Origin of the sequence: Massilia aurea, from assembly GCF_024753205.1 — a bacterium.
In the GTDB taxonomy this organism is placed as follows: Bacteria; Pseudomonadota; Gammaproteobacteria; order Burkholderiales; family Burkholderiaceae_D; genus Telluria; species Telluria aurea.
This window is the reverse complement of record NZ_JANUGZ010000004.1, coordinates 842408-868689: the sequence shown is the minus strand read 5'-3', so window position 1 is coordinate 868689 and position 26282 is coordinate 842408. Positions and strand designations below refer to the sequence as shown.

Annotated in this window: 21 protein-coding genes; 9 read left to right on the top strand and 12 right to left on the bottom strand. The window is 64.8% G+C overall.

Annotated elements, in window-relative coordinates; all coding sequences use genetic code 11:
* Window positions 1-5: 5 nt before the first annotated feature.
* The 3 genes from NX775_RS18905 to NX775_RS18895 are packed head-to-tail and all read right to left on the bottom strand — an operon-like array spanning window position 6 to window position 2688.
* The gene (locus NX775_RS18905) at window positions 6-881 is read right to left on the bottom strand and encodes a hypothetical protein (RefSeq protein WP_258837360.1); all 876 of its coding nucleotides are present in this window, start codon (window positions 879-881) and stop codon (window positions 6-8) included.
* 36 nt (window positions 882-917) lie between these two features.
* Window positions 918-1505, bottom strand: a complete 588-nt coding sequence (locus NX775_RS18900) for a TerD family protein (RefSeq protein ID WP_258837359.1) — start codon at window positions 1503-1505, stop codon at window positions 918-920.
* Window positions 1506-1542: 37 nt separating this feature from the next.
* The gene (locus NX775_RS18895; protein WP_258837358.1) at window positions 1543-2688 is read right to left on the bottom strand and encodes a toxic anion resistance protein; all 1146 of its coding nucleotides are present in this window, start codon (window positions 2686-2688) and stop codon (window positions 1543-1545) included.
* A gap of 150 nt (window positions 2689-2838) precedes the next feature.
* Between NX775_RS18895 and NX775_RS18890 the strand changes: the two genes are divergently transcribed.
* The gene (locus NX775_RS18890) at window positions 2839-3006 is read left to right on the top strand and encodes a DUF2256 domain-containing protein (RefSeq protein ID WP_258837422.1); all 168 of its coding nucleotides are present in this window, start codon (window positions 2839-2841) and stop codon (window positions 3004-3006) included.
* On the opposite strand, the gene NX775_RS18885 is transcribed toward NX775_RS18890, so the two are convergent.
* Complete coding sequence (locus NX775_RS18885) at window positions 2939-4486, bottom strand: PKD domain-containing protein (protein ID WP_258837357.1); 1548 nt, start codon at window positions 4484-4486, stop codon at window positions 2939-2941. The genes NX775_RS18890 and NX775_RS18885 overlap by 68 nt on opposite strands.
* 344 nt (window positions 4487-4830) lie before the next feature.
* Between NX775_RS18885 and aqpZ the strand changes: the two genes are divergently transcribed.
* Window positions 4831-5616 carry an aquaporin Z gene (gene aqpZ, locus NX775_RS18880; RefSeq protein WP_258837356.1) on the top strand — a complete coding sequence of 262 codons (786 nt, stop codon included), beginning with the start codon at window positions 4831-4833 and terminating at the stop codon, window positions 5614-5616.
* 249 nt (window positions 5617-5865) lie between these two features.
* Window positions 5866-7032: a zinc-binding metallopeptidase family protein gene (locus NX775_RS18875; RefSeq protein ID WP_258837355.1), complete on the top strand. Its 1167-nt coding sequence runs from the start codon at window positions 5866-5868 to the stop codon at window positions 7030-7032.
* Window positions 7033-7165: 133 nt separating this feature from the next.
* Here the strand turns inward: NX775_RS18875 and NX775_RS18870 are convergent, their stop codons facing one another.
* The 3 genes from NX775_RS18870 to NX775_RS18860 form a co-directional block, all read right to left on the bottom strand.
* A complete protein-coding gene (locus NX775_RS18870; protein ID WP_258837354.1) occupies window positions 7166-7963 on the bottom strand; it encodes a transglutaminase domain-containing protein in 798 nt (265 codons plus the stop codon).
* 94 nt (window positions 7964-8057) lie between these two features.
* Window positions 8058-9128, bottom strand: a complete 1071-nt coding sequence (locus tag NX775_RS18865; RefSeq protein WP_258837353.1) for an alpha-E domain-containing protein — start codon at window positions 9126-9128, stop codon at window positions 8058-8060.
* A 1-nt stretch (window position 9129) separates the two neighbouring features.
* A complete protein-coding gene (locus NX775_RS18860; RefSeq protein ID WP_258837421.1) occupies window positions 9130-10542 on the bottom strand; it encodes a circularly permuted type 2 ATP-grasp protein in 1413 nt (470 codons plus the stop codon).
* Window positions 10543-10732: 190 nt separating this feature from the next.
* Between NX775_RS18860 and NX775_RS18855 the strand changes: the two genes are divergently transcribed.
* From NX775_RS18855 to NX775_RS18845, 3 genes are read left to right on the top strand one after another with little or no spacing between them, the layout of a single operon-like run.
* On the top strand, window positions 10733-14068 hold the full coding sequence (locus NX775_RS18855) for a transglutaminase family protein (RefSeq protein ID WP_258837352.1): 3336 nt from the start codon (window positions 10733-10735) through the stop codon (window positions 14066-14068).
* 36 nt (window positions 14069-14104) lie between these two features.
* The gene (locus NX775_RS18850) at window positions 14105-16687 is read left to right on the top strand and encodes a circularly permuted type 2 ATP-grasp protein (RefSeq protein WP_258837351.1); all 2583 of its coding nucleotides are present in this window, start codon (window positions 14105-14107) and stop codon (window positions 16685-16687) included.
* Window positions 16684-17619 carry a transglutaminase family protein gene (locus tag NX775_RS18845; RefSeq protein WP_258837350.1) on the top strand — a complete coding sequence of 312 codons (936 nt, stop codon included), beginning with the start codon at window positions 16684-16686 and terminating at the stop codon, window positions 17617-17619. The genes NX775_RS18850 and NX775_RS18845 overlap by 4 nt, the downstream gene beginning before the upstream one ends.
* Window positions 17620-17674: 55 nt before the next feature.
* On the opposite strand, the gene NX775_RS18840 is transcribed toward NX775_RS18845, so the two are convergent.
* Window positions 17675-18505 carry a lectin OAA family protein gene (locus NX775_RS18840; protein ID WP_258837349.1) on the bottom strand — a complete coding sequence of 277 codons (831 nt, stop codon included), beginning with the start codon at window positions 18503-18505 and terminating at the stop codon, window positions 17675-17677.
* Window positions 18506-18800: 295 nt separating this feature from the next.
* Between NX775_RS18840 and NX775_RS18835 the strand changes: the two genes are divergently transcribed.
* On the top strand, window positions 18801-20159 hold the full coding sequence (locus NX775_RS18835) for a diguanylate cyclase domain-containing protein (RefSeq protein WP_258837348.1): 1359 nt from the start codon (window positions 18801-18803) through the stop codon (window positions 20157-20159).
* Here NX775_RS18835 and NX775_RS18830 read toward each other — a convergent pair.
* Window positions 20147-20830, bottom strand: a complete 684-nt coding sequence (locus tag NX775_RS18830; protein ID WP_258837347.1) for a hypothetical protein — start codon at window positions 20828-20830, stop codon at window positions 20147-20149. The two genes, NX775_RS18835 and NX775_RS18830, sit on opposite strands and share 13 nt — an antisense overlap.
* 121 nt (window positions 20831-20951) lie before the next feature.
* On the opposite strand from NX775_RS18830, the gene NX775_RS18825 reads away from it, so the two are divergent.
* Both NX775_RS18825 and NX775_RS18820 read left to right on the top strand, forming a co-directional pair.
* Complete coding sequence (locus tag NX775_RS18825) at window positions 20952-21881, top strand: sulfotransferase family protein (protein WP_258837346.1); 930 nt, start codon at window positions 20952-20954, stop codon at window positions 21879-21881.
* Between the two features lie 116 nt (window positions 21882-21997).
* The gene (locus NX775_RS18820) at window positions 21998-22729 is read left to right on the top strand and encodes an HAD family hydrolase (protein ID WP_258837345.1); all 732 of its coding nucleotides are present in this window, start codon (window positions 21998-22000) and stop codon (window positions 22727-22729) included.
* On the opposite strand, the gene NX775_RS18815 is transcribed toward NX775_RS18820, so the two are convergent.
* The 3 genes from NX775_RS18815 to NX775_RS18805 form a co-directional block, all read right to left on the bottom strand.
* The gene (locus NX775_RS18815) at window positions 22678-23145 is read right to left on the bottom strand and encodes a hypothetical protein (RefSeq protein ID WP_258837344.1); all 468 of its coding nucleotides are present in this window, start codon (window positions 23143-23145) and stop codon (window positions 22678-22680) included. The genes NX775_RS18820 and NX775_RS18815 overlap by 52 nt on opposite strands.
* A complete protein-coding gene (locus NX775_RS18810; RefSeq protein WP_307732347.1) occupies window positions 23138-24292 on the bottom strand; it encodes an MGDG synthase family glycosyltransferase in 1155 nt (384 codons plus the stop codon). Before NX775_RS18810 ends, NX775_RS18815 begins: the two co-directional genes overlap by 8 nt.
* 160 nt (window positions 24293-24452) lie before the next feature.
* Window positions 24453-26282: a glycoside hydrolase family 15 protein gene (locus tag NX775_RS18805; RefSeq protein ID WP_258837342.1), complete on the bottom strand. Its 1830-nt coding sequence runs from the start codon at window positions 26280-26282 to the stop codon at window positions 24453-24455.

Below are 26282 nucleotides of genomic sequence, written 5' to 3'. Positions count from 1 at the left end.
TGGCTTTAGTTGCCGCCCTGCGCCTGCGCCATCTCGATCGCGGGCAAGGTGACCGTCAGGAATGACGACACTTGCCCGATGAGTTCGGCAGCCTGCTGCCGGACTTGCCCCATTTGCAGGATCGACAGCTCGGCCTGGCGCACTGCCTGCTGGAGCAGCGTACGTCGCTGCACGAGCGCGTCGAGCAAGGCGATATCGGCCGAGTCGCCGGCCAGTGTCGACACCACTGCCAGCGTGGCCGAATGCAGGCTCAGGTTCTGCGCCGACGCTTCCAGATTGCGCGTGGCGACATCGCTGTCGGCGATGAGCTGCACCAGTTGCGCGCGGGCAGAGGTCAACGCTGGCTTGAATTCAACGGGCGACGTCGCGCGCCGAAACAGCTTGCCGAACATGCCCGCCGGCGCACGCGTGGTCTCGAGCGCCGCGTCGAGCAACCCCGGCACCGCCATCTGCCTGAACGACAGCACCAGCTCCGTCACGGGCCGCAGCAACGCAGCCTGCTCCATCAGCGGCGCCTCGCCCCATTCCGTCACCAGCGACAGCTTGACCGGCAGGATGCGGCGGAACAAGGCGGCAAAGCGTTGTTCGGCGTGCGCAAACAAGACGGGATAATCAGTCCGGGCAATGGCCAACGCGTCACGCACCGCCGGGTGATCTTCACTGTCGAACAGCGCCCTGGGCGCAGCCTTCGCAGTAGCGCCTGACACCGCCGGGACGGCTGGCAGGTCGTCGAATGACAGCGGCTTGGGCGGGCTATTGCGCACGGGAGGCGCCGATTGGGCATGCGTGTCGCCGAAATCGAGCGCGCGCGGCGTAGCCGGCACCTCGACCGGATCGGAAGGCGCCCCGGCCGCCTCACCGAAATCAAATGGCTTGGGCATCAGCGAACGGTGGGCGAGCAGCGCGGGTGGTCGGCCTCAGACCGTGCCACCCAGCTTGCGGATGAACGTCGCCAGATTGAGCTTGAAACCGGCGCCGACCGCCTGGAAGCGCCATTCGCCATCCCGGCGGTACAGTGAGCCGAACTGCAGCGCGGTCTTGTCCGAGTAGTCTTCGTTCAGGTCGTACTGCGCGATCGTCTCGCCCGTGTCGTCGTTGTACACCTTCACGTAGGCGCCACTGACGCGGCCGAAATTCTGCTTGCGCACCTCGGCGTCGTGGATCGTGACGACAATCGGCATTTCCACCACGGCCGCTTCGACCTTGGCCAGATCGACGATGATGACTTCGTCGTCGCCATCCTTGTCGCCCGTGCGGTTGTCGCCTGAGTGCACCACCGCGCCGTCGGGCGACGTGGTGTGGTTGTAATAGACGAAGTGGGCGTTGCTGATCATGACCGGGTGGTCGTCCGCGTCCTTCTTGCACAGAAAGACCGATGAATCGAGGTCGAACGCCTGGCCTTCGGCCGCATTGACCTTCCAGCCCAGGCCGATACGAACGCGCTTCAGGCCCGGCGCCGTCTTTTCGAGGTTAATGCGATGGCCGGTTTCGAGCGTGGTCGACATGGATATTCCTTTATGAATGTGATGGGTCAGTTCGTGATTACTGCGCGCCGGGCGTTGACGCCGACGAGAAGCGCGTGATCAGTTCGCGCTCGAGTTCCTGCAGCTTCGGCAGCTCGTCCTTGCGGCGCTGCTGGCCTTCGTTCGAGATCTGCTCGAGCTTGTCGAATGCGGTCATCAGCTGCGTCTGCACGTGCTGGGCGGTTTCCAGGCTGACGATCGAGCGCTGCTTGACGCGGGCCACGGTCTCGGTATTTTCCAGCAGCATGTCGGCCTGGGTGCGGAAGGCGGCGTCGGTCGCATCGTAGGCAGCATTGGCCACAGCTGCGCTCTGCTTGGCTTCGAGCTGCAGCAGGTACAGCGAGAACACATTGCGCCAGGCCGGGATCGAGACGTTGACGATATCGGTGAAGGTGTCGGTCAGTGCGCGTGCATTGTCTTGCGACAGCCGGATTTGCGGCACCATCTGCGTGGCCATCAGCATCGCCCGGCGCAGGTCGTCGATGCGCTTTTCGAGCCGCTCCAGGCGCCGCCGCAGTTCGGTCGCCTGCTGCGCTTCGAACGCATTGGCCGGGGCCGCCTGCTGCGCGACAGCCTGCTGCAATTTGGCGGCCCATGCTTCGCCCTTTTTGACGTCGGCGTCCAGCCCCTGGTAATAGATTTCCAGGCCCTTGTACATCTCGTCGAAATCATTGATGCGCCCGCGGTGCACGTTGGCATGGCGCGTCATTTCGGCCACCAAGGTGTCCATGCGCGATTCGACCACCTGGTACTGCGACAGCATCTTTTCCTTGACCGAGCCAAACATGCCCGTCACGCGCGCCATCAGGCCGCCAGAGCGCAGCTTGGCCGGGTCGAGGCCCTTGGCGGTGGCAATCAGTTCGTTCAGCTGCGCGCCGAAGACGTCGGCGTCGGATGCACGCACGGTGCCCAGCAGCTTGGCCGACACCTTGGCCACGCTCGCACCGGTCGCGCCGCCCAGGGACTCGATGGCCTTGTCGTCGATGCCGGAGATATCGACGCGCACCAGCGGCGCCGCGCTCGCCTCGGGACGCAATGCCGGCAGCGCGTCGGTGCCGGCAGGACTGAACAAGGGCGGCAGCGCCGGGGCCGGGGTGGATGGCACTGTGGATGGCACTGCGGATGCTGCGTTCGCTTCTTCTTCGGCGGAGAACAGCGGCTTCATGGCAATCCTTCAGGTGTGAGGTGACGATGTTGATAGCTTACCACCGGTCAAACCGGCTGAGCGAGTGTCACCTGACGACTGCGCCTGACGTCGTCGTCACGATACGGATGCCGTGTGTCGGCGCGCGCCCGCTACCGCTACAATCCCTCCATGAAGATGCGCAAGAAATCCGAGCTGCCCACCAAGACCTGCGCCCACTGCGCGCTGCCGTTTACCTGGCGCAAGAAGTGGGCGCGCGACTGGGAGCAGGTCAAATATTGCTCGGAGCGGTGCCGACGTGCAGCGCCCCCGGACCGGTCACCACCACAGTCCGGCTGACAGTCGCCCTGCGCCCGTCGCGCGCCACGACCGTCGCCGTCACCGCATACACGCCGGCCGTTGAAAAGCTGTGACTGGCGCTCGCACTGCCGCCGCCGCCCTGCTCCACGATCTTGCGCGCCGCCCCGCTACTGCCGTCACCCCATGCCCACTCGACGCTGCGCGTGCCGGTCCGGTCGCCATCGACGAAACTGACCGACGCCTGCAGCGGCACGCCGGCCTCGGCCTGCGCAGGCAGGACCAGCGGCCCCAGCGTGTGACCGCACATGCATTCCCGATCTGGCCTCAGCAGTACCAGCCCCGCATTCGAGCCCGCCACGATCGCGCCGTTGTCACCGATCGCCAGCGCCTGGTCCAGCACGAGGCCCGGCGGCGCATGGCGCAGCGCCCGGTTCAGGTCGAGCATGCCACCTCGATCGCTCCAGACGAAGGCGCGCATGGCACCAAGCCGGTCCTCGGCAAAACCGACGATCTGGCCCCGGGTGTTGACGTCGCGCGCGGCGGATGTCCGCCCGCCCAGCGTGCCGAGTTCGCGCATCCCGCGCTGGCGCGTCCACGACATTGCCCTTTGACGCCCATCCGGATACCCGATACTCCCGGCGATGTGCAGACCGGGCGTCATCGCAATGACCGATGCGGTGGAACCGCGGCCGGTGCCAAGGTCGACCATGCCGGTGGCGCGCGTCCAGAGAAACGGCCGCGCGCCGCCATCGTCGAACGACGCGAACCGGTTGCCCGCCACCTCGCCCCCGGCCCCGACGGCCACCGGTGACGATTCGACGCTGCCCAGCGTGTCGATGTCGATGAGCCCATCCGAACGTGTCCAGACGAAAGCGCGCGTGAATTCGTCATCGATCGTCGTCACGCCGGCAACCAGGCCGGCGTCGTTCAGCACGCGGCCAGCTGCCGGCGCCGGAATCCCGGGCGTAACGTTCAGGTCTTCGACACCGCTGGCGACGCTCCAGAGAAATGGATGCGCTGCATCGCCTGCTGCGCCGGTGACGACGCCGCGTTTGTTGATGGCCCAGCCATATGAGCGACCACGGGATGCGTCGGCGCGCAGGTCGAGCATGCCGCCGCGCACGCTCCAGACGAAGGCATTTTCGATGCCAGCTTCATTGAGCGACGTGCCGGCGACCTGCCCGGCATCGTTCAGGTCGTTTGCATACACGGTACGGCCGCCCAGCGAACCCATCTCCCGAACGGCATTGCCATCGTAAAAGTAGCCGTCCGTACGATCGCCATGGATCAGCGAGAACGCGACGTGCCCTGACGCATTGATGCGCGGGTAGGTCGCGATCTCGCCCGTGCCCAGGTTGATCACGCGGTAGGCGGCTGGCGATGCGCCCGCGCCGCCGCTGACCTGGATGGACGCTGGCGCTGGCTGTGCCAGCGCGGGACTGGCCGCCGCGAGGACCAACAGGCCTGCCCACAAGCCCATGCACGCCAGCCACCGCATGGCGCTGGCAACCGACATCATCTTCCTCCAACCCCAATACATGATCTCTCCAGTCAATGTTAAACAGCGCCACGCTGCCGACACCCGGCGCCACTGGCGATGTCAGGCAGCGCGCCAATCATGCACGGCGCCGCACACGCACGGTACGGCGCGCACCGAAATCTCACGATGGTTTGTGCGGCGCCAATGCGCGCGGCGGCGGTCAATTTTCTCCAGACACGAGGTGCGCCGCTCATGGAACCTCGCGCGGCGCAGGGTGTCCTATTAACACCTGCGGCCTCCGACACTGCCACCACGTTCTCCACCGGTATCCGCTGCTGTCCGCTGCTGTTTCACATTGCAATAGTGATCCGAAGGAGACCACAATGAAAATTTACGGCGCCGAGTTTCTCGGCACATTCTGGCTGGTAATGGGCGGGTGCGGCAGCGCGGTGCTGGCCGCTGCATTTCCCGAACTGGGCATCGGCCTGCACGGCGTCGCCCTCGCCTTTGGCTTGTCCGTGCTCACGATGGCGTACGCGATCGGCCACATCTCGGGTTGCCACCTGAACCCGGCGGTTTCGATCGGCCTGTGGGCCGGGGGCCGCTTTCCCGCGCGAGAACTGTTTCCTTATATCGTCGCGCAGGTCGCCGGCGGCATCCTCGCCGGCGGCGTGCTGTATGTGATTGCCAGCGGCGCCCCTGGCTTTGACAGCGCCAATGGCTTTGCTGCCAATGGCTATGGCGATCATTCGCCAGGCGGTTATTCGCTGCTGGCAGGGCTGCTGAGCGAAGTCGTCATGACCACCTTCTTCCTGCTGATTATCCTGGGGGCGACCGACCAGCGCGCGCCCAAAGGGTTTGCGCCCGTCGCAATCGGTTTGGCACTGACCCTGATTCACCTGATCAGCATCCCTGTGACAAACACGTCCGTCAATCCTGCGCGCAGCACGGCCGTTGCCGTGTTTGCCGGCGACTGGGCCGTGGGGCAGCTGTGGCTGTTCTGGATCGCGCCCATCGCCGGCGCGTTACTTGGCGCCGCGCTCTACCGCGTCATTGGCGCGCAGGCGCCGGTGTCGGAACCGGTCGACGCGCCCGCCTACGGCCATGTGGAGCGGCGCCAGCGGCAGGTACGGGGCAGCGGCGTGGGCCGCGAGCAAGCCCAGCATTGACGTCCGGGTACCTGATCGACTGGGGCGGCGGAACGCCGGGCCGCCGAGCCACGCCGTCTTTCGGCGGCGTGGTTTGTTGTTTTTCTGCACATTTATTGAAGCCCCTGGTGCCCGCGCCAGGGGCGTAGCAGGCGCGTATCCTAGGGGGCGCACACGATATGAGGCATTGTCTTACATGATTAAACCCACATCGCATTTACTGTTAGATTGTTAATACACCTTCACCCCAACCCTTCTATCAGTGCTGCTATGAAAACCTTTCACTGCGACAAATGTTCGCATCAGATCTTCTTCGAGAACACCCTTTGCTTCAATTGCGAAAGCACCCTGGGCTACCAGCCTTCCCAGCGTTCCATCAACAGCTTCGAACAGGCTGAAGACGGCCTGTGGCGTAGCCTGAACCGCAAGGATGAAGGCAAGCTCTACAAGCAGTGCAGCAATTATGTGCAGCACAATGTGTGTAACTGGATGCTGCCGGCCGACGATCCGCATGAGTTGTGCGAAGCATGCCAGCTTACAGTGGTGATCCCGGCGCTGACGTCGGAGAAGAACCGGGTCCTGTGGTCGCGCCTTGAAACCGCCAAGCGCCGCCTGCTGTTCTCGCTGGCGCAGCTGAACCTGACTCCGGCCTCGAAAGAAACCCAGCCCGACACCGGCCTGGCATTTCAGTTCCTCGAAGACGGCGTGACCGACCAGTGCGTGATGACCGGCCACGACAATGGCCTGATCACGCTGAACATCGCCGAAGCCGATCCGGCCGAGCGCGAGCGCACGCGCGAACAGATGCACGAACGTTACCGCACGCTGCTGGGTCACTTCCGCCACGAGAGCGGCCACTATTATTTCGACCGCCTGGTTGCCGATACACCATGGATCGACAGCTACCGCGCGCTGTTCGGCGACGAGCGCCAGGATTATGGCGACGCACTCAAGCGGCACTACGAGAACGGTCCGGTCGCCGACTGGGAAGAGCGCTTCGTGAGCAGCTACGCCGCATCGCACCCATGGGAAGACTGGGCTGAGACCTGGGCCCACTACCTGCACATGATCGATACGCTGGAAACCGCGCACTCGTGCGGGCTGTCGCTCAAGCCGGCCAAGGCCGACGAGCCGGAACTGGACAAGATCACGCTGCCGACAAAATCCGGCGCGTTCGAAGAAACACTGAGCGACTGGTTCGCGCTGACCTACGTGCTCAATAGCCTGAACCGCAGCATCGGCATGCCGGATTCGTACCCGTTCAAGCTCAGTACGCCTGTGCTGGAAAAGCTGGAATTCGTGCACAAGGTCGTGCGTGATCAGATGGGCAAGCCGTCACTGGCTGCGCAGGCGGCGCAGGCACAAGCGGCTGCACCAGCACCGGCGGCTGCGCCAGCACCGGCAGCACCTGCAGCACCGGCACCAGCTGCCGTCTGAGCTTGAGTAGGGTGGACGGGGGCGCCGAGCCGGCTATGCCGTCCACGCGTTCAAATTGACGTGATTTTGTGGCGCGCCAAGGATCGTTGAACGCGTGGACGGGAAACCCGTCCACCCTACTGGCGGGGGATCGTCAACCTGGCGCCCCCTCCAGCAACTCCACCGTCACCTGCATCTCATGCAGCGCCAGCGCCGGCCCGAACTGCGTGAAGATCGCTACATCGGCCGCATCGCGCCCATACCCGATCGTCACGCGGCCGCCGCGCGGTCCATCCTGGCTCGCATCGAACGTGTACCAGCGCCCGCCCACATACGCTTCAAACCACGCATGCAGGTCCATCGGCACCAGGCCATGCAGATAACCGGCGACAATGCGCGCCGGAATGCTCAGCGCGCGGCACAGCGCAATGCCCAGGTGCGCCAGATCGCGGCACACGCCTTCGCGATATTCATTGACCTCGGTTGCTGCCATCTGCGTGTGATTCGCCGCCGGATTGAAGCGCACCTCGCGCCGGATCCAGTCGGTGATGCAGGCGACCTGGTCATACCCTGGCGCGACACCCGCCACAATGGCGCTGGCCATCTCGGCAAACCGGTCGGATTCGCAGTAACGGCTTGGCAGCAGATACAGCAGCACGTCCGCCGGCAAGGTCGGCACCTCATCGAACGGCGCACCGGGTGCAACACTGATGACCTGGTCGGTCAGCACGTCGGCCGACGTCTGGATTGAAAACTCGCCGGGCGGCGCTGTCAGCCGCTGGCACAGGTTGCCGTAGGCATCCGTATATTCAAGCACTTGCACGCTCGGGGTGAGCGTATAGGATTCGCGCGCCACCCACTGTTGCGCACCGCTGCGGGGACGCAGCATCAGGATGAATGGCGTGGGGTAGTCGACGCTGAAACTGAGCTTGCAACCGGTTCGCAGCCACATCGCAGGCCCGCCTTCCTTCGTTAAAGTGGGCGCACCGCCATGACGCAGGCTGGCCATGACGGTGCGCCGCGCCATTGTTTGGTGCGCGAGTTGGTCAACGCGTCTGCGACTGTGTTTGCGACTGGGTCTGCGTCTGCGATGAGGTCTGCGATGACGTTTGCGACTGCGTCTGCGACTGGGTCGGCGCCGGCACAGGCACTGGCACCACTTCCGGCAACTCCGGCGCCACCGGCAGCAGGAAGTCACGCCCGATACCGTTACCCAGCTCGCCAATACACGCCAGGAACTTGGTCAAAAATTCGTGCAAACCTTCGTCGAGGATCTCGTTGATCTCGGCCGACTTGAGCGACGCATGCAGTTTTTCCGCCAGCCGCTCGGTGTCGTGCGACAGCTCGTTGCGCACATCTTGCAGCACGGCGACGACCGCGGCCATGCAGGCCACCAGCGAGCGCGGCATCTTGCCCTGCAAAATCAACAGTTCGGCCACGCGGGTCGGCGTGATCGCGTGGCGGTATACCTTGCGATAGGTCTCGAACGCAGATACCGAGCGCAGCAGCGCGACCAGGTAATAGTATTCGCCTTGCGCGCCTTCCTGGATCGTGTCCGACGCCAGGAACCGGAACTTCACGTCGAGAATCCGCGCCGTGTTGTCGGCCCGTTCCAGAAAGGTGCCCAGGCGGATGAAGTTGAACGCTTCATCCTGGAACATCGTGCCCAGCGTGACGCCGCGCGACAGGTGCGAGCGGTACTTGACCCATTCGAGGAACTGGCCGGGATCGCGTTCGAACATGCGCTCGCTCAGGTGCTTTTGCAGCACGAGCCAGGTGGTGTTTTCGGTTTCCCAGACTTCGGTGGTCAAGGTGCCGCGCACGGCGCGGGCATTTTCGCGCGCGGCGCGCAGGCAGCTGGCGATCGACGACGGATTGTCCGGGTCACGTACCATGAAGTCGATGACGTTTTTTTGCGTCAGTGCGTCGTACTTGGCGTCGAACTGGGCTTCGAGTTCGGACACGCTCAGCATCGTGCGCCAGCCTTGCTGCTCGGCCTGGACCGATTGCGGCATCAGCGAATACTGGACGCGCACGTCGAGCATGCGCGCCGTGTTTTCAGCCCGCTCGGTGTAGCGGGCCATCCAGAACAAATGATCTGCGGTGCGGCTCAACATGCTAGTTCTCCAGTATCCAGGTGTCCTTGGTGCCGCCGCCCTGCGACGAATTGACCACCAGGGAGCCTTCTTGCAACGCCACGCGGGTCAGCCCGCCCGGCACCATCGACACGCTCTTGCCCGACAACACGAACGGGCGCAGATCGATGTGGCGCGGCGCGATGCCCGATTCGACATAGGTCGGGCACGCCGACAGCGCCAGCGTCGGCTGGGCGATGTAACCGTCCGGATTGGCCAGCAGGCGGCGGCGGAAGTCTTCGATCTCGGCCGTCGTCGAGGCCGGTCCGACCAGCATCCCGTAGCCGCCCGCGCCGTGCACTTCCTTGACCACCAGTTGCGGCAAATTCGCCAGCGTGTACTGGAGGTGTTCTGGTTTCCTGCACTGGTAGGTCGGCACGTTGTTCAGAATCGGCTTTTCGCCGAGATAGAACTCGATCATGTCCGGCACGAACGGGTAGATCGACTTGTCGTCCGCCACGCCGGTACCGATGGCATTGGCCAGGCCAACGCGGCCGGCGCGCACCGCATCGAGCAGGCCCGGCACGCCCAGCGTCGATTCGGGGCGGAACGCGCGCGGATCGAGGTAATCGTCGTCGATGCGGCGATAGATGACGTCGACCTGCTTCGGGCCGCGCGTAGTGCGCATATAGACAGTGTCGTTGCTGACATACAGGTCTTGCCCCTGCACCAGCGCCACACCCATTTGCTGGGCCAGGAACGCGTGCTCGAAATAAGCCGAGTTGTGCATACCCGGCGTGAGCACGACCACGGTCGGATCGTCGCCGCCATGCGGCGCCACGGTGCGCAGATTGTCCAGCAGCAGGTCGGGATAATGATCGACTGGCGCCACGCGGTTGCGCGCGAACAGTGCCGGGAACAGCCGCATCATCATCTTGCGGTTTTCCAGCATGTACGACACGCCCGACGGCACGCGCAGATTGTCTTCGAGCACGTAGAACTCGCCCTCACCGGCGCGCACGATGTCGACGCCGGCAATGTGGGCGTAGATATCCAGCGGCACCTTGACGCCTTGCATGGCCGGCCGGTACTGCGCATTATTCAAAATCTGTTCAGCGGGGATGACGCCTGCCTTCAGGATATTCTGGTCGTGGTACACATCGTGCAGGAAGCGGTTCAGCGCGGTCACGCGCTGCACCAGGCCGGCCTGCAGCTTGGCCCACTCGGCGGCGTTGATCACGCGCGGAATGATGTCGAATGGGATCAAGCGTTCCTTGCCGGCGTTGTCGCCGTACACAGCGAACGTGATCCCCACGCGTTGGAAATTCAGCTCGGCTTCTGCCCGCTTCTGCTCGATCAGATGCGGGGGTTGCTGGGCGAGCCAATCCGCGAACGCCTGGTAATGAGGTCGTACGGTTGCTGCAGTGGAATACATTTCATCGTAAAAGTTCGACATCATTGCCTCCTGTGCCAGAATACTAACAAGAAACGTGCCAGCCACCCCGTCCGACTCGCAAGTCAAACGAACGCAGGTATGAATCATGCTTAAATGCTTCTATCTTGCGCATACATAGTTGCGCGCAAATTAACACGACCAAATTCAGAGCGCCGGCATCGATCGCGCCCCAATCGAAAGGCACTACCGCATGGCTATCCGCGTTGCGCTTCATCACAAGACCAGCTACCGTTACGACCGCCTGGTCAATCTGTCACCGCATGAAGTGCGCCTGCGTCCGGCGCCACATGCGCGTACACCGATCCTGTCGTATTCACTGACCGTCCTGCCAAAAGAGCATTTCATCAATTGGCAGCAAGACCCGTACGGCAATTACATCGGCCGTTTCGTGTTCCCCGAACAAACCGACGTGCTCGAGTTCACGGTCGATCTCGTTGCGGACATGACGGTGATTAACCCGTTCGACTTCTTCGTTGAAAAGTACGCCGAGACCTTCCCGTTCACCTACCCGGACCTGCTGCAGTCCGAACTGAGCCCATATACCAAGTCGCAAGAGCCCGGCCCGCTGCTGACCGAGTGGGTCGCCAGCGCGCGGCGCGAACTGCTGGCCCAGCCGATGGGCACGAACGACTTTTTGGTGGCCATCAACCAGCGCCTGCAGCGCGACATCGCGTACCTGCTGCGGATGGAACCGGGCGTGCAGGAGCCGGAAGACACATTGCAGAAGCGCTCCGGCTCGTGCCGCGATACGGGCTGGCTGCTGGTGCAGATCCTGCGCGAGATGGGTCTGGCGGCGCGTTTCGTGTCCGGCTACCTGATCCAGCTCACCGCCGACCAGGAAGCGCTCGATGGCCCGAGCGGCACCACCGTCGATTTCACCGACCTGCACGCCTGGACCGAGGTGTATGTGCCGGGCGCCGGCTGGATCGGACTCGACCCGACCTCGGGCATGCTGGCCAGCGAAGGCCATATTCCGCTGGCCTGCACGGCGATGCCGTCGTCGGCCGCGCCGGTGACCGGCTTTACCGACAAGGCCGAGGTCACGTTCGTCCACGAAATGACGATCACGCGCATCCACGAAGATCCGCGCGTGACCAAGCCGTACACGGAACACGACTGGGACAAGATCAACCGCCTGGGCCAGCAGGTCGATTCCGATCTGGTAAACCAGGACGTGCGCCTGACGCAGGGCGGCGAGCCGACCTTTGTGTCGATCGACGATATGGACGGCGCCGAATGGAACACCCTGGCGCATGGCGACAAGAAGCGCGAGCTGGCGGGCAACCTGATGCACCGCCTGAAGAACCATTTTGCACCGGGCGGCATGATCCATTACGGCCAGGGCAAGTGGTATCCGGGCGAGCCGCTGCCGCGCTGGGCGCTGAACATTTTCTGGCGCGTCGACGGCCAGCCGATGTGGTTCGATCCGTCGCTGTTCTCGGACGAGCACATCGATGATGGCTACGGCAGCGAGGACGCCGGCCGCTTTGCTGCGGAGCTGGTCAAATCGCTTGGCCTGCCGGCCGGCAGCGCCATCCCGGCCTACGAAGACGTGCTGCTGCAAGCCCAGCGCGAGCAGGCGCTGCCGCGCAATCTCGATCCGCTGGACGCTGACCTGAAAGCACCGGAAGAACGCCGCCGCCTGGCGCGCCTGCTCGAACGGGGCCTGGGCCAGGTGGCCGGCTACGTGCTGCCGCTGAAAGCCCGCGAGCACGATCCGTCCGTCATGCTGGGCACCAGCTGGCGCACGTCGCCGTGGCCGCTCAAGCGCGAAAACCTGTACCTGATCGAGGGCGATTCGCCGATCGGCCTGCGCCTGCCGCTGGCCACGCTGCCGTGGGTGCTGCCCGAAGAGCGCGATCCTGATTTCGATGTCGACCCGTTCGCGCCGCGAGGCCCGCTTCCGGTTGGCAAGAAGGACCGGCGCCCGGTCCTGAGCGTGGCGCCCGGCAAATCGACAAACAAGGCAACGGCTGCACCGGCTGACCCGGAAGCGCGCGAAGTCATCCACACCGCGCTGTGCCTCGAAGTGCGTGCGGGCCGCCTGTACATCTTCATGCCGCCGCAAAAGCGCATCGAGGATTACCTGGCGCTTGTCACGGCGGTCGAGAACACTGCCGCCAAGCTGAAAATGAAGCTGCGCATCGAGGGTTACGCGCCGCCGCGCGACCCGCGCATCAAGCTGCTCAGCGTCACGCCCGACCCGGGTGTCATCGAGGTCAACATCCATCCGGCCGCAAGCTGGCATGAGCTGGTCCACAATATGACGACGCTGTACCAGGAAGCGCGCCTGACCCGACTGGGCACCGAAAAATTCATGCTCGACGGCCGCCACACCGGCACGGGCGGCGGCAACCACGCGACGCTGGGCGGCGCCACGGTCGAAGACAGCCCGATGCTGCGCCGGCCAGACCTGTTGAAAAGCCTGATCACGTACTGGCAGATCCACCCAGCGCTGTCGTACCTGTTCTCGGGCACCTTCATCGGCCCGACCAGCCAGGCGCCGCGCGTGGATGAAGCGCGCGACGACAACCTGTACGAACTGGCGATCGCGTTCCAGCAAATGGACAAGGTGCTGCCGACCATGCACCCCGGCGACAAGCCGTGGATGGTCGACCGCCTGCTGCGCAATATGCTGGTCGACCTGACCGGCAACACGCACCGCTCGGAGTTCTCGATCGACAAGCTGTATTCGCCGGACGGCCCGACCGGCCGCCTGGGCCTGGTGGAATTCCGCGCCTTCGAGATGCCGCCGCACGAGCGCATGAGCCTCTTGCAAATGCTGCTGCTGCGCGCCCTGGTCGCGCGCTTCTGGCGCCAGCCACTGCAGGCCAAGCTGGTGCACTGGGGCACGGCGCTGCACGACCGCTGGATGCTGCCGCACTTCGTCGCGCAGGATATCCGCGACGTGGCGAAAGACCTGCGCGCGGCCGGCTACGCGTTCGAGGATCACTGGTTCGAGCCGTTCATCGAATTCCGCTTCCCGCGCTTTGGCACCGTCGTCTACGAAGGCGTCGAGATGGAACTGCGCCAGGCGATCGAGCCGTGGAACGTGCTGGGGGAAGAAGTCAGCGCCGGCGGCACCGCACGTTACGTCGATTCGTCGGTCGAGCGCATGCAGTTGCTGGTGCGCGGCCTGACCGACGGGCGCCATGTGGTGGCCTGCAACGGCCGCATGCTGCCGCTGCATCCGACCGGCGTGCCTGGCGAATACGTGGCCGGTGTGCGCTTCCGCGCCTGGAGCCCGTGGTCGGCGCTGCATCCGAGCATCCGGGTGCAGGCGCCGCTCGTGTTCGACCTGGTCGACACCTGGAGCGGGCGCTCGATCGGCGGCTGCACCTACCACGTCGTGCATCCGGGCGGACGCAGCGAAACCGGCTCGCCGGTCAATGCCAATGCTGCCGAGGCACGCCGTTTTGCCCGTTTCTGGCCACACGGTCACACGCCGGGCCCGTTCACGGTGTACAAGGAAGACCTCAATCCGAGCTTCCCGATGACCCTCGATTTGCGCTGGCAGCCGATGTAACGCTGGCATTCGTTTCAACCGTAAAGCTGCACGCCAATGCCCAATCAACTGCTTGCCCACTATCTGGCCGCGCCGGATGGTTTCGATGAAATGCTGGGCGCCGACAAGGCGCCGCGCGCGCACTGGCGTGCGATGCTGGCCAACCTGGAGCACGAAGCACCGGACATGATGCGCCAGCGTCTGGAGATGGTGCAGCGCCAGGTGCGTGAAAACGGCGTCAGCTACAACGTGCTGGCCGACGCCGGCACCCGGCCGCGCCAGTGGGACCTGAACGTGCTGCCCCTGATCCTGCCGCACGAGGAATGGAGCGGCATCGAAGCGGCCGTGATCCAGCGCGCCACGCTGCTCAACAAGATCCTGGGCGACGTGTATGGCGAGCAGGCGATGCTGCGTGAAGGCCTGCTGCCGCCGGCGCTGATCCATGGCCACGCGGGCTTTCTGCGTCCGTGCCACGGCATGCGTCACCACGACGACGTGGCGCTGCATTTCTATGCGGTCGACCTGGCGCGCGCGCCCGATGGCCGCTGGTGGGTGATGGCCGACCGCACGCAGGCGCCGTCGGGCGCCGGCTATGCACTTGAAAACCGGTCCATCATCGCCCCTACCTTCCCCGACCTGCTGCGCGAACTGAAGGTGCAGCCGGTGTCGCCGTTCTTCCGCACGATGCACGACAGCCTGGTGCACTGGGGCCGGTTGTGCGCGGCCCATGGCGACAAACCGGCGCCGCTGCGCGAGGGCGAAATGCCGCTGATCGTACTGCTCACGCCGGGCCCGCGCAGCGAAAGCTATTACGAGCAAGCGTACCTGGCACGCTACCTGGGCCTGACGCTGGTCGAAGGGGGCGACCTGACGGTGCGCGACGGCGTCGTCTTCATCAAGACCCTGGCCGGGCTGCACCGGGTACACGTGATCATGCGCCGGGTCGACGACGAATCGTGCGATCCGCTCGAGCTGCAAAACTCGCTGCTCGGCGTGGCTGGCCTGACGCAGGCCGCCATGCGCGGCAATGTGGTGGTGGCCAATAGCCTCGGTTCGAGCCTGCTCGAGTCGGGCGCCCTGCTCGGCTTCCTGCCGGCGCTGTCCAAGCGCCTGCTGGGCGAGCCGCTCAAGATGCCCTCGGTGGCCACCTGGTGGTGCGGCGAACCGGCCGCGCTCGAAACAGTAGTCGCCAGGCTCGATCGCCTGGTGATCAAGCCAAGTGGCGCGATGCCGGGCCAGCCGGCCGTGTTCGGCCAGGATCTCGACGGCGAAGCGCGCGCGGCGTTCATTGCCAATCTGCGCGCCAATCCCAACCATTACATCGCGCAGGAACTGGTGCGCCTGTCGCAGGCGCCGGTGTGGAAGGATGGCCGCGCGCCGGGCCTGCAGGCGCGCGCGGTGGGCTTGCGCGTGTTTGCCTGCGCCACGCCGAATGGCTATGTCGTGATGCCGGGCGGCCTGACCCGCGTGGCCACCGGGCCCGACGCGCGCGTGCTGACGATGCAGATGGGTGGCGCCAGCAAGGACACCTGGGTCCAGGCGCGCGCCCGCGTTGAAACGCACCGCCTGCAAAAGAGCAGCATCACGGGCGAAGACCTGGTGCGCGAAGACAGCAACCTGTCGAGCCGCGTGGCCGAAAACCTGCTGTGGTTCGGGCGCCATGCCGAGCGCAGCGACAATATCTGCCGCCTGCTGCGGGTCGCACTGAATATCCTGTTCAATGTGCGCTTCGACCAGCGCGGCGCCGAGTGGCCCACCGTCGAGGCCCTGTGCATCTGGTTCGGCCTGCTCGATGCGCAGCGCAAGCCGGCCGCGCCGGGCACGCCGGCCGTGGTGGGCTCGGCCAAGTTGCCGGGCACGGCCAGCGCCCTGCCGGCCCCGATCTTCACCGATGCCGAGATCGAATCGGCGCTACTGCTGGCGGTCGTCTCGCCTGCCGTTCCTGGCCTCGCGCGCCAGCAGCAGCAATTGCACCGGATCGCCGGCCAGCTGCACGAACGCTTCTCGGTCGACAACTGGCGCGCCCTGAATCGCATGGTGCAGCCGGTCGCCCCGCCAGGCGAGCGGCCGTCGCAGTCGGGCGTCATGACGATTCTCGACGATGCCGCCGCGGCGCTGATGACGCTGGCCGGCTTTGCCCTCGACGGCATGGTGCGCGACCTCGGCTGGCGCTTCATGTCGATCGGCCGGCGCCTCGAGCGCCTGCAGTTCCAGGCGGTCGTGCTGCAGCGCGCACTGGCGATGGACGAAAACGGCAATCTCGACTGGGTGCTCGAACTGTCCGACAGTATCATCACCTACCGCGCCCGCTACCGTGCCCAGCCCGAGTGGCTGCCGGTGCTCGACCTGCTGCTGCTGGACGAAACCAATCCGCGCTCGATCGTGTTCCAGTTGAACGGCATCATCGGCACGCTGGGCAAGGTCACGCAGGCCCAGGGCGCCGGGGGCCTGGACCTGCTGGCACCACTGAAGGCCGAGCTGACGGCGCTCGATCCGGGGGTCGACCTGAAGCATGGCAACGCGCTGCTCAGCGACCTGCTCAGCCGCATCGGGCAGGCCAGTGCCGCCTTGTCCGAACAGATCGGCGTCCAGTTTTTCAGCTATACCGCCAACGGCCGGCAAAGGAACCGTACCTCATGACCGATTTGCTGCCGGGCGCCGTGGGCGCCGATGTGGTCGCGCGCTATCGCGTGGTGCACGAGACGCGCTACAAGTACAACAGCATGGTCACGCTGTCGCAGCAATACCTGCACCTGACGCCGCGCTCGTTTTCGTGCCAGCAGACCGAGTCGCACCTGATCTGGCTCGACCCGGTCATCAACGACAGCAACGAAGGCGTCGATTACTTCGGCAACATCACGCGCCACGTGGCGCTGACCGTGCCCCATGACAGCCTGCTGGTGCACGCCGAATCGACGGTCTCGCTGCGCGCGCGCTACACGCTGGCGCAGATCGCCGGCACGCTGTCGTGGGAGAGCGTGCGCGACATGATGGGCAAGGAAAAAAGCGCGGCTACACTGGAAGCCTGCCGCTACCTGTACGCGTCGCCCCACGTCGCCCTGTTCCCGGAACTGGAAGCCTATGCGCGCGAGAGCTACGTCCCGGGCCGACCGCAGCTTGACGCGGCGCTCGACCTGACGCACCGGATCTTCGACGACTTCGAATTCGACAGCAAGGCCACCGACATCTCGACGCCGCTCGACCAGGTGCTGCGCGGCCGGCGCGGCGTGTGCCAGGATTTCGCGCAACTGATGATCGGCTGCCTGCGCAGCATCGGCCTGCCGGCACGCTATGTCAGCGGCTACATCCTGACGCACCCGCCGGAAGGCAAGCCGCGCCTGATCGGGGCCGACGCCTCGCACGCGTGGGTATCGGTGTTCTGTCCGGCGCTGGGCTGGGTCGATTTCGATCCGACCAACCGCTGTCTGGTGCAGCATGAACACATCACGCTGGGCTGGGGGCGCGACTTCAGCGACGTCACGCCGATGCGGGGGATCGTGCTGGGCGGGGGCAAGCAGGAGCTCGACGTGCAGGTGACGGTGACGCCGCTGCCGCTGCCCGGCGCGGCGTGATGTGAACAACGCACCGGCCATGCCACCTGCGGGCGAACGGCCGGTGGCGTAGCAATTACATTGGCAATTCCGTACCGCGGTACCCGATCGCGCCTTCGCCGCTGTAGGTCATGCCGCCATGCAGGTTGTTACCCTGGTTGCCGGACGTGACATTGAGCGCCACGCTATGCTGGCCAGCGCGGCAGCCGATCAGCCAGACGCCGCCCGGATGCCATGCCGACGACGTATCACCCCACTGGTTTTCGACCTGGTAGTTGTTGCCAGCGACCGCCGTGGCGCGCACGCGGATGGGGCCTTCGCCTGCATACGTCATGAGGCCGGTCAGGGTCTTGCCGCCATCGATCGACGTCAGGTCGACCGCGAGCACGGCCTGGTCGCGGCTACCGAGCACGCAGATGCCGCCCTGGTGCCAGGGCGCGAACCCGCCGCCCCACTGGTTTTCGACAGCGTACACGGCGCCATCGCTCGCCTGGCTCTGGAAACCGATCGGCCCTTCACCGCTGTAGGTCATCGTTCCCTTCAGCGTGGCGCCGTTGTCGCCCGACTCGACATGGATGGCGACCACGCTCTGGCCAGGGCGGCAGCCGATCACCCACGTGCCGCCCGGATGCCACGGCGCCGACGAACCGCCCCACTGGTTTTCGACGATGTACGTGTTGCTCTGGGTCAGAGTGGCGCGAAAGCCGATGGCGCCTTCGCCTGCGTATTTCATTTGTCCGGTGAGCGTCTTGCCGTTGTCGCTCGACGTGAGGTCGAGCGCCACGACGTGCTGACCGGGCCGTGCGCCGATGATCCACATGCCGCCTTCATGCCACTGCGTCGACGTCCCGCCCCACTGGTTCTGCACGTGATGCAGATTGTTCGTGGCCTTGCTTGTTTTGGACATGCCTGACTCCTTCTTGACCTGCGCAGCAGAACGGCGCTGCCCCGATGATGCGCAGGCTGGCTGCGCCTGACGACCCTGTCGATGGTGTAGTTTTGAAGTGGATAAACATCCTGTGCGAACTTTATTTTGCGCTAGTCAGCTGCCTGAATTGCTATCAGATCAGCAAGCTTCTTCGAAACCGGAATACTCCTACCGATGTCTTTCGTGATTACCTGAACGGGCATCCCATACACATGACCCCGCACCCGTATTGACACGCCATATTTCCAGATCAAATGTCATTTAGAATATGTTCATGGAATACACTGTCCGCGCCCCGATTGCCAACTTCACGGACCTGCTGCTCGACGCCGTCTGCATGGTCGACGCCGGTGGGCGGTTCGTGTACGTCAGTGCGGCCGGTGTGAACATCTTCGGCTATACACCGCAGGAAATGATCGGCATGCGCGTGGTCGATCTGGTCGCTCCCGCCGACCGCGAGCGCACGCTCGCTGCGGCGCAGGACATCATGAATGGCCATGCCCATACCGACTTTGAAAACCGGTATGTGCGCAAGGACGGCAGCATCGTCCATATCATGTGGTCGGCGCGCTGGTCCGAGGCCGACCAGCTGCGCGTGGCCGTCGCGCGCGATGTGACCGCCCTCAAGAAGGCGCAGGCGATGCAGTCGGTGCTGTATGCGATTTCAGAAGCGGCCCACGCAAGCGATGACCTGGCAGACCTGTTCGAGCGCAGCCACGCCATCGTCCACGAGCTCCTGCCTGCCTGCTGCTTTGCGGTAGCCCTGTGCGACAAGGCCGGCCAGGACATCGACTTCGCCTACCTCGTGGACGACGGCGCTCCGTGCGACGCCACCCTGATGCCGCTGCTGTGCGAGGCAGTGGCACAGTGTGCTGCGCCACTGCTGCTTGCGCCCGATGTCCAGGACGCCCTGCCGGCGCCATTGCGGGCTGCCGCCGCGACCCTCGCAGGCGGCGCGCTGGCCGTACCGATAGCCACGACCGACGGCGTCGTCGGCGTCATCGCGCTGCGCAACGGCCCGGATGACGCGCCGTACCGGACGCAGGACCGGGACTTGCTGGTGTTCGTCGCCGATCAGCTCGCCGCAGCCATCGGACGCAAGCAACTGCATGTGCAACTGCGTTTCATGGCTCTGCATGACGAGCTGACCCGCCTGCCCAACCGGCGCCTGTTCCACGACCGCCTCAACACCGCGCTCGCGCATGCCCGGCGCCAGCAGGAGCGCCTGTCGCTGCTGTTCATCGATCTGAACCGGTTCAAGCAGGTCAACGACAGCTTCGGTCACGCCTGTGGCGACCGCTTGCTGCAGGAGGTCGCGCGCCGTGTTTCTGCCTGCCTGCGCAACAGCGATACGCTGGCGCGCCTGGGCGGCGATGAATTCGTCGTCTTGCTGGAAGACATCGTGCTGGCGGCCGATGCAGAGCGGGTCCTGGACAAGATCCACCTGGCGCTGGCGGCGCCGGTCGATCTGGGCGACGGGCACCGGCTGCAGATTTCCGTCAGCGTCGGTGTCGCGCATTATCCCGAGCACGGTGGCAATCGTGAAGAACTCATCGCGCATGCGGACAAGGCGATGTATGCCGCCAAGGCGGTCGCAGCGCTTACCGGATCAGGGGCGCATCAGCCGGCCTGATCGGCATCCCTGCGGCCCAGGCCCGGCCCCAGGCCCATGGCCATGCCACCGCCGCCGCCGCCATCGGCATTGCCGCCGCCATTGCCACCGCCCCGGTTACCGCCCGCCTCGCCCTTGCCACGCGCCGCGCCGCCCTGGGTGCGCGTCGGTCCCTGCAGCGGAATCAGCACATCGGCCGGCATCGGCCCCAGGTCCAGCGCGCTGCGGATGAAGCCGCGCAGGCTGATCACCAGATCCGCCGTGTGGATCGGCCGGCCAGCCGCCATGTCGGCTGCAGCCTGCCCCGCCAGCCGGCAATGCTCTTCGGTCCCCAGCAGCAGGATGTCCGCCAGCGCCGCCTCGACGGCGTCGCGCATGCGGCGTGACCGTTCGGAGCTGAAGGTTTCCTCGGCCGTTGCTGGTGCCCCCTCCCCGGCCCGGGCGCGCTCGTGCAGGTCGCGCAAATGGGTCGGGTCGACCGTCAGCTGGCCGGTGAACGAGCCGCCCAGCGTGCGGTAGGCCGCGATCAGCGTCTTGAGCCGCTCGTTGATCTGGCGGTTCATGCGCTCGCGCCGCTGCTGGATCGTCTGCATGATGATGAGGCGAATGCCCACACCCAGCAAGGTGATGACGGCAAGTCCGATGATGGTCGTCATCGCACCTTGCCACGAACTGAAATCCATGGAACGCATGCTTGCCTCGATAAGGTCTGGAGGATGCCAGTGTACCGAGTCGGTGTTCGCCACACGCCGCCCAGCAGTGCGTGTGTAAGACTATCGCCTGATGACGCAACCGCTTCCCGGGAGATGAACGATGACGATCAAGCATGTATTCATTGTCGGCGTCGCCAAATGCGGCACCACGGCGCTGTCGGAATGGATGGTCGTCAATGGCCTGGCCGAAGACCGCGTGCCCGGCGAAAAAGAACCGTATCTATACGCAAACGACGAGCCGCACGCGGCGCGCTCGCGCAAGGCCAGTCTGCCGCTGCTCGACGCCAGCGCCGGCTACGCCTTCGATCCGGCCACCGTGCAGCGCCTGCCGCAGCACGATACGCGGCTGGTCCTGTGCCTGCGCAACGGGTTTGAGCGGATGTGGAGCTTCTACAAGATGTTCAAGCTCGACTCGCTGGGCGGAGATCAGGCACGGGACTATTTTTCATCGTATCAATCCGAACACAGCGGGACAGGTCGCGCGCCGCGTGAGGCCAGCACGTTTTCGGCCACCGTGATCCGTATCTACCAGGCCTACTTTCCACGGCGTTTGCACGTGATCGTGGAAGGCTATGCGCGGCGCGAACTGGAACATCTTCGTACGCACACTTTCATGCAGCGCATCGAGTACGAACTCGCGTTCTACCTGTCGCGCAAACAGTTTCCATTTTTTTCCATCCTCTCCAACAGCTTTTACTACACCCCGCTGCGCACGCTGCTGGAACGCTACCTGCCGTCCGACCTGTCCGTCATCTGCGTCAGCCGGCTTGACGATGCCGACGCGCGCCGCCGTTTCGTCGACGCCGTGTTTGGGAAATCGATCGACACGCCGCCCGTTCCCGTCGTCTTCAGCAGCACCGACATTGCCATCGACGAAACACGGCCCGATTTCAATGACCGCGCATTCGATACGCTGCGCGCCTGCCTGCGGTACGACCTGGTCCAGGCACGCGGCCTGATCGCCACGACACGTCTGGGCGACAGCCTGCTGGACCATGCAGAACTGGACCGTTACCTCGCAGCCACGTAAGCAAGTCAGCACGCTCGTTGTCATACCCCTGTCATGACAGCATCCGATGATGGTGCACAGTGAGCACCGGCAGGGTTGACAGGCCGGTCCGGTCAACGGCATCGGGAGCGCTGCACATGTACAACAGCGATAAACGGCTTCTCATTCTCGACGCGGATGGCACCACCATCGATGCATTTTCCGCGATCGCCATGGCCTTCAACCAGCATGGCTGCGTGCTCGGCGCCGAAACGGCATTCCAGAAACGGCACCACCTGCTCAAGTACGTGGGCGGCCTGAAGCAATTCCCGTCGATTATCAAGAAAAACCTGCGCAAGAACAGCCGCGCCAAACTGGTCGACACGCTGACCGACATTTACCGGCAAGAAGCCCGGCTGTATGACGGCATCCCCGACCTGATCCGCGAGCTGATCGCCGCGCCCGGCATCACGGTGGGCATCGTCACGCGCAATATCACGATCGAGCCCCTGGAAACGCTGCGCCAGCTATTCCTGCGTCACGACATCGATATCGGCGCACTGGATTTTCTGGAGCATATTCCGTTGAAGGACAAGAAGACGGCATCGTTTCGCGCCGTGCGCGAGCGCTTCGGCGTCAATCCGGCGCGCGGCTATATCTGCGGCGACGAGCACAAGGATTTTACGGCGGCGGCCCATACCGGCATGCACCCGTTCATGGTCTCGTACGGGTTTGAAGATTACGATCGCCTGACGAACAAGTTCGCGATTCCCCCGGAACTGATTTCGCGCACCTCGGGCGAGTTATGCGATCGCGTGCGCCATGCACTCGACCTGGCTCAGGCGCCGTACCAGAACAGCACCGCGCTGATGGCGCCAAACAGCCAGTAATCGATCGGCGCGCCCAGCGCCCAGCGCTTGTGCCACGCCACGTGGACTTGCTTGAAGCGGCGCCAGCCGAAGGCCGGATTGATGACGAACCACAGATAATCCTCGACGATCCAGAACAGCATGATCGACGCCATGATCGTCGCCTCGAGCTGCCACGACCACTGGCCCATGAAGAACAGCGGGAAGTGAAACACCAGTCCGATGAACGAGAACATCCACAGGTGGTAGCCGGTCAACGCGCGCCCGCCCCAGAAGATGTCGAGCAGCAGATGCTCCTCGATGCGCCAGGTCGGCAGGTTCGCCGCCCAGCCGGCCTCGCCTTCGATTTCCACTTCCACGCGCGCGAACAGATACGCCAGCGCCAGCACGGCGCACACGGTCGCCACGAGCCTGGCGCCATCAGCTAATTCAAACATGGGCAACATCACTTTTGCGGGCGGCTTGCACCAGGACAGTCTCGACAACGTGGCGCGCAGCTTGCGGGCGGCCCAAGGCGCGTGCACAGGCTGCCATCCGGGCCAGCTTTTCCGGGTGCGCCATCAGGTAGCGGATGCGGTAGTCGAGCGTGGCCAGGTCGACCGCCTTGAGCGCGGCGCCATGCTCGAGCAGATAATTGGCGTTGTGTTCTTCCTGGCCAGGGATCGGTGCATTGACGATCATCGGCACGCCCATCGCCAGGCATTCGGCGGTGGTCGCGCCGCCCGGCTTGGTGATCACCAGATCGGCGCACGCCATCAGGCGCTCGACGCGGTCGGTGTACCCGTGCGGCGCCAGCCGGCCCGGGAAGCGCACGGCCAGCTGCTCCAGCGCGGCCAGTTCGGCGGCGTTCTTGCCGGCCAGCGCGATCAGCTGAAAATTGCCCGGAATCGCCAGCAACTGCTGCGCCACGCGGTGCAAGCCGCCCAGGCCGGCGCCCCCGCCCATCAGCAGGAAGGTCGGCAGCGCCGGATTCAGGCCCAGTGTTCTGGCGCAGTCGGCGCGGTCGTGGGTGGTTGAAAACGCCGGCATCGTGGGAATGCCGGCGACATAGATGGCATGCGCGGCGACGCCCTGCTCGTGCATGCGAAACGCCACCTCGTCGTTGGCGGCAAAATAGCCGGTGACGTGCGGCTGCAACCACATGCGGTGCAGGTCGAAATCGGTCACTTGTACCCAGAGCGGGCACGTGAGTTTTCCGGCAGCGATCTGCTGCGACAGTACTTCGGCCGGCTGGAAATGGGTGCAGATGATCGCGTCGGGTTGCAGTGCCGCAATTTCATCGGTGAGCATGCGGCACGCATGCCGCTCGATCCGGCGCCGCAGCCGGCTGACCAGGCCATCCGGCTTGGCCGCATCGGTCCAGCGGTAGATATAACGCCACAAGCCCGGCGCGCGGGTGATCAGGCGCAGATAGAAGTCGGTATAAACCTTGCGCAGCAGCGGCGTGGCAAACGCCATCGCATCCAGGTGGATGACGGTGGCGTCCGGGTGTTCGGCTGCGGCGCAGGCGCGAATCGCCTCGGCGATCCGGGTGTGGCCGGCGCCAGCCGGGACGCTGAGCAGGACGATGGTCTTGCCGGCCATGCTGCGCTGGAGTTCGCCCTCTTTCACGAGGGGCGCTTTCCGGCCTGCGCCAACGCTGCCATCCGGTCAGGCGAAGATTTCTGCTTCATGCACACTCCATCGCAAGGTGATGCGACGAAGTGTGAAGGCCGATTATGACCCGGCCATGACGCCTATGCAGTTAGACGACGCTGTTCCACGGCTTGGACAGGCGCATCGCACAATTGATCAGACCAACCATCGAATACGTCTGCGGGAAATTGCCCCACATTTCGCCGGTGTCCGGATGCGTGTCTTCCGACAGCAGGCCCAGGTGGTTGCGCGCCGCCAGCATCGCTTCGAACACAGCGCGTGCTTCGTCCTCGCGGCCGATCCGCGCCAGCGCATCGATGCGCCAGAACGTGCAGATATTGAAGGCCGTTTCGGGCTTGCCAAAGTCGTCCGGCGCTTCATAGCGGCGCATGTACGGGCCGTCGCACAGTGATTTTTCCAGCGCGTCGACGGTGGCGACGAAGCGCGGATCCATCGGATCGATGAAGTTGATCTCGGCCATCAGGAGCACGCTGGCATCGAGGTCGCGTCCACCCAGGCTTTCGGCAAACGCCTGACGCTCTTCGCTCCACGCTTCGGTCAACAGGCGATTGCGGATGATTTCCGCGCGATCGCCCCAGAACGTGGCGCGCTCGGGCAAGTCCAGTTCTTCGGCGATCTTGGCCAGGCGGTCGCACGCTGCCCAGTTCATCAGCACCGACGAAGTGTGGACGCGGGCGCGCGTGCGCAGCTCCCACATGCCGGCGTCCGGCTCGTCGTACAGGCGGAACGCCTGTTCACCCACCGCTTCGAGCTGCACGAATTCGGCATGCCCGGCACGGCGGAACAGGCGGTGATCGAAGAAGGCCTGCGCCGCGCCGAGCACGATATTGCCGTACACGTCGTGCTGGAAGTGCTCCTGAGCCTGGTTGCCCACGCGCACCGGCCCGTTGTTGCGGTAGCCGGGCAAGTGCTCAATGATCGATTCGGGCAGCTCTTCTTCCAGCCCGATGCCGTACAGCGGCTGGATATGCCCGCCCTTGGCGCGCGCCACGACATTGCTCAGCCAGCGCAGATAGTCTTCCATCGTGCCAACTTCCGACAAGCTGTTCAGCGCGCGGATCACGAAGAATGCGTCGCGCAGCCAGCAGTAGCGGTAATCCCAGTTGCGCTCGCTCCCCGGTGCTTCCGGAATGCTGGTCGTCATCGCTGCGATGATCGCGCCGGTGTCTTCGTACAGCGACAGCTTCAGCGTGATCGCGGCGCGGATGACCACGTCCTGCCACTCGAGCGGCAGGGCCAGGCGGCGCGACCAGGTGCGCCAGTACGAAATCGTCTCGAGCTCGAAGCGGTGCGCGGTGTCCTTGATGCCGTCGGCCAGCGTTTCGTCCGGTCCGAGCATGAAGTTCAGCGGCCGATCGAGCAGGAAGAACGATTCGGACATCACATAATTAAGCGACGCGTCGGTGTTCAGGCGCAGCGTCTGGTCGGGACCGACATAGCGGATGTGGTGGCTGCCCTGCGTGATCTCGGGCTTCTTGGCGCCATACTGGAAACGCGGACGCATGATCACGCGCACGCGCACGCCGCTGCCCAGCGGACGCACGCGGCGCACCAGCATCAGGGGGCGGAACATGCGATCGCGGCTCAAAAAGCGCGGCGCGAAGTCGGTGATCTCGATGCCGTTGCCGCCGCTGTCGAACAGGCGCGTGCGCAGCACCGCCGTGTTCGGCTCATACACTTGCTCGCTGCGGGCGAAGTCTTCCAGCTCGACGCTCCACAGGCTGCCCTTCTCGCTCGGATCGAGCAAGGCATTGAAGACCGGGTCGCCGTCAAAGCGCGGCAGGCAGCACCAGACCATCCGGCCCATGCGGTCGACCAGGGCGCTGAAGGCGCAATTGCCGATCACGCCGCAATCGAGCGAACCGGTGGGGTCGATGGCGCCCTGTGCTTCGAGGACGTTCGGTAGTGCTGTACTCAT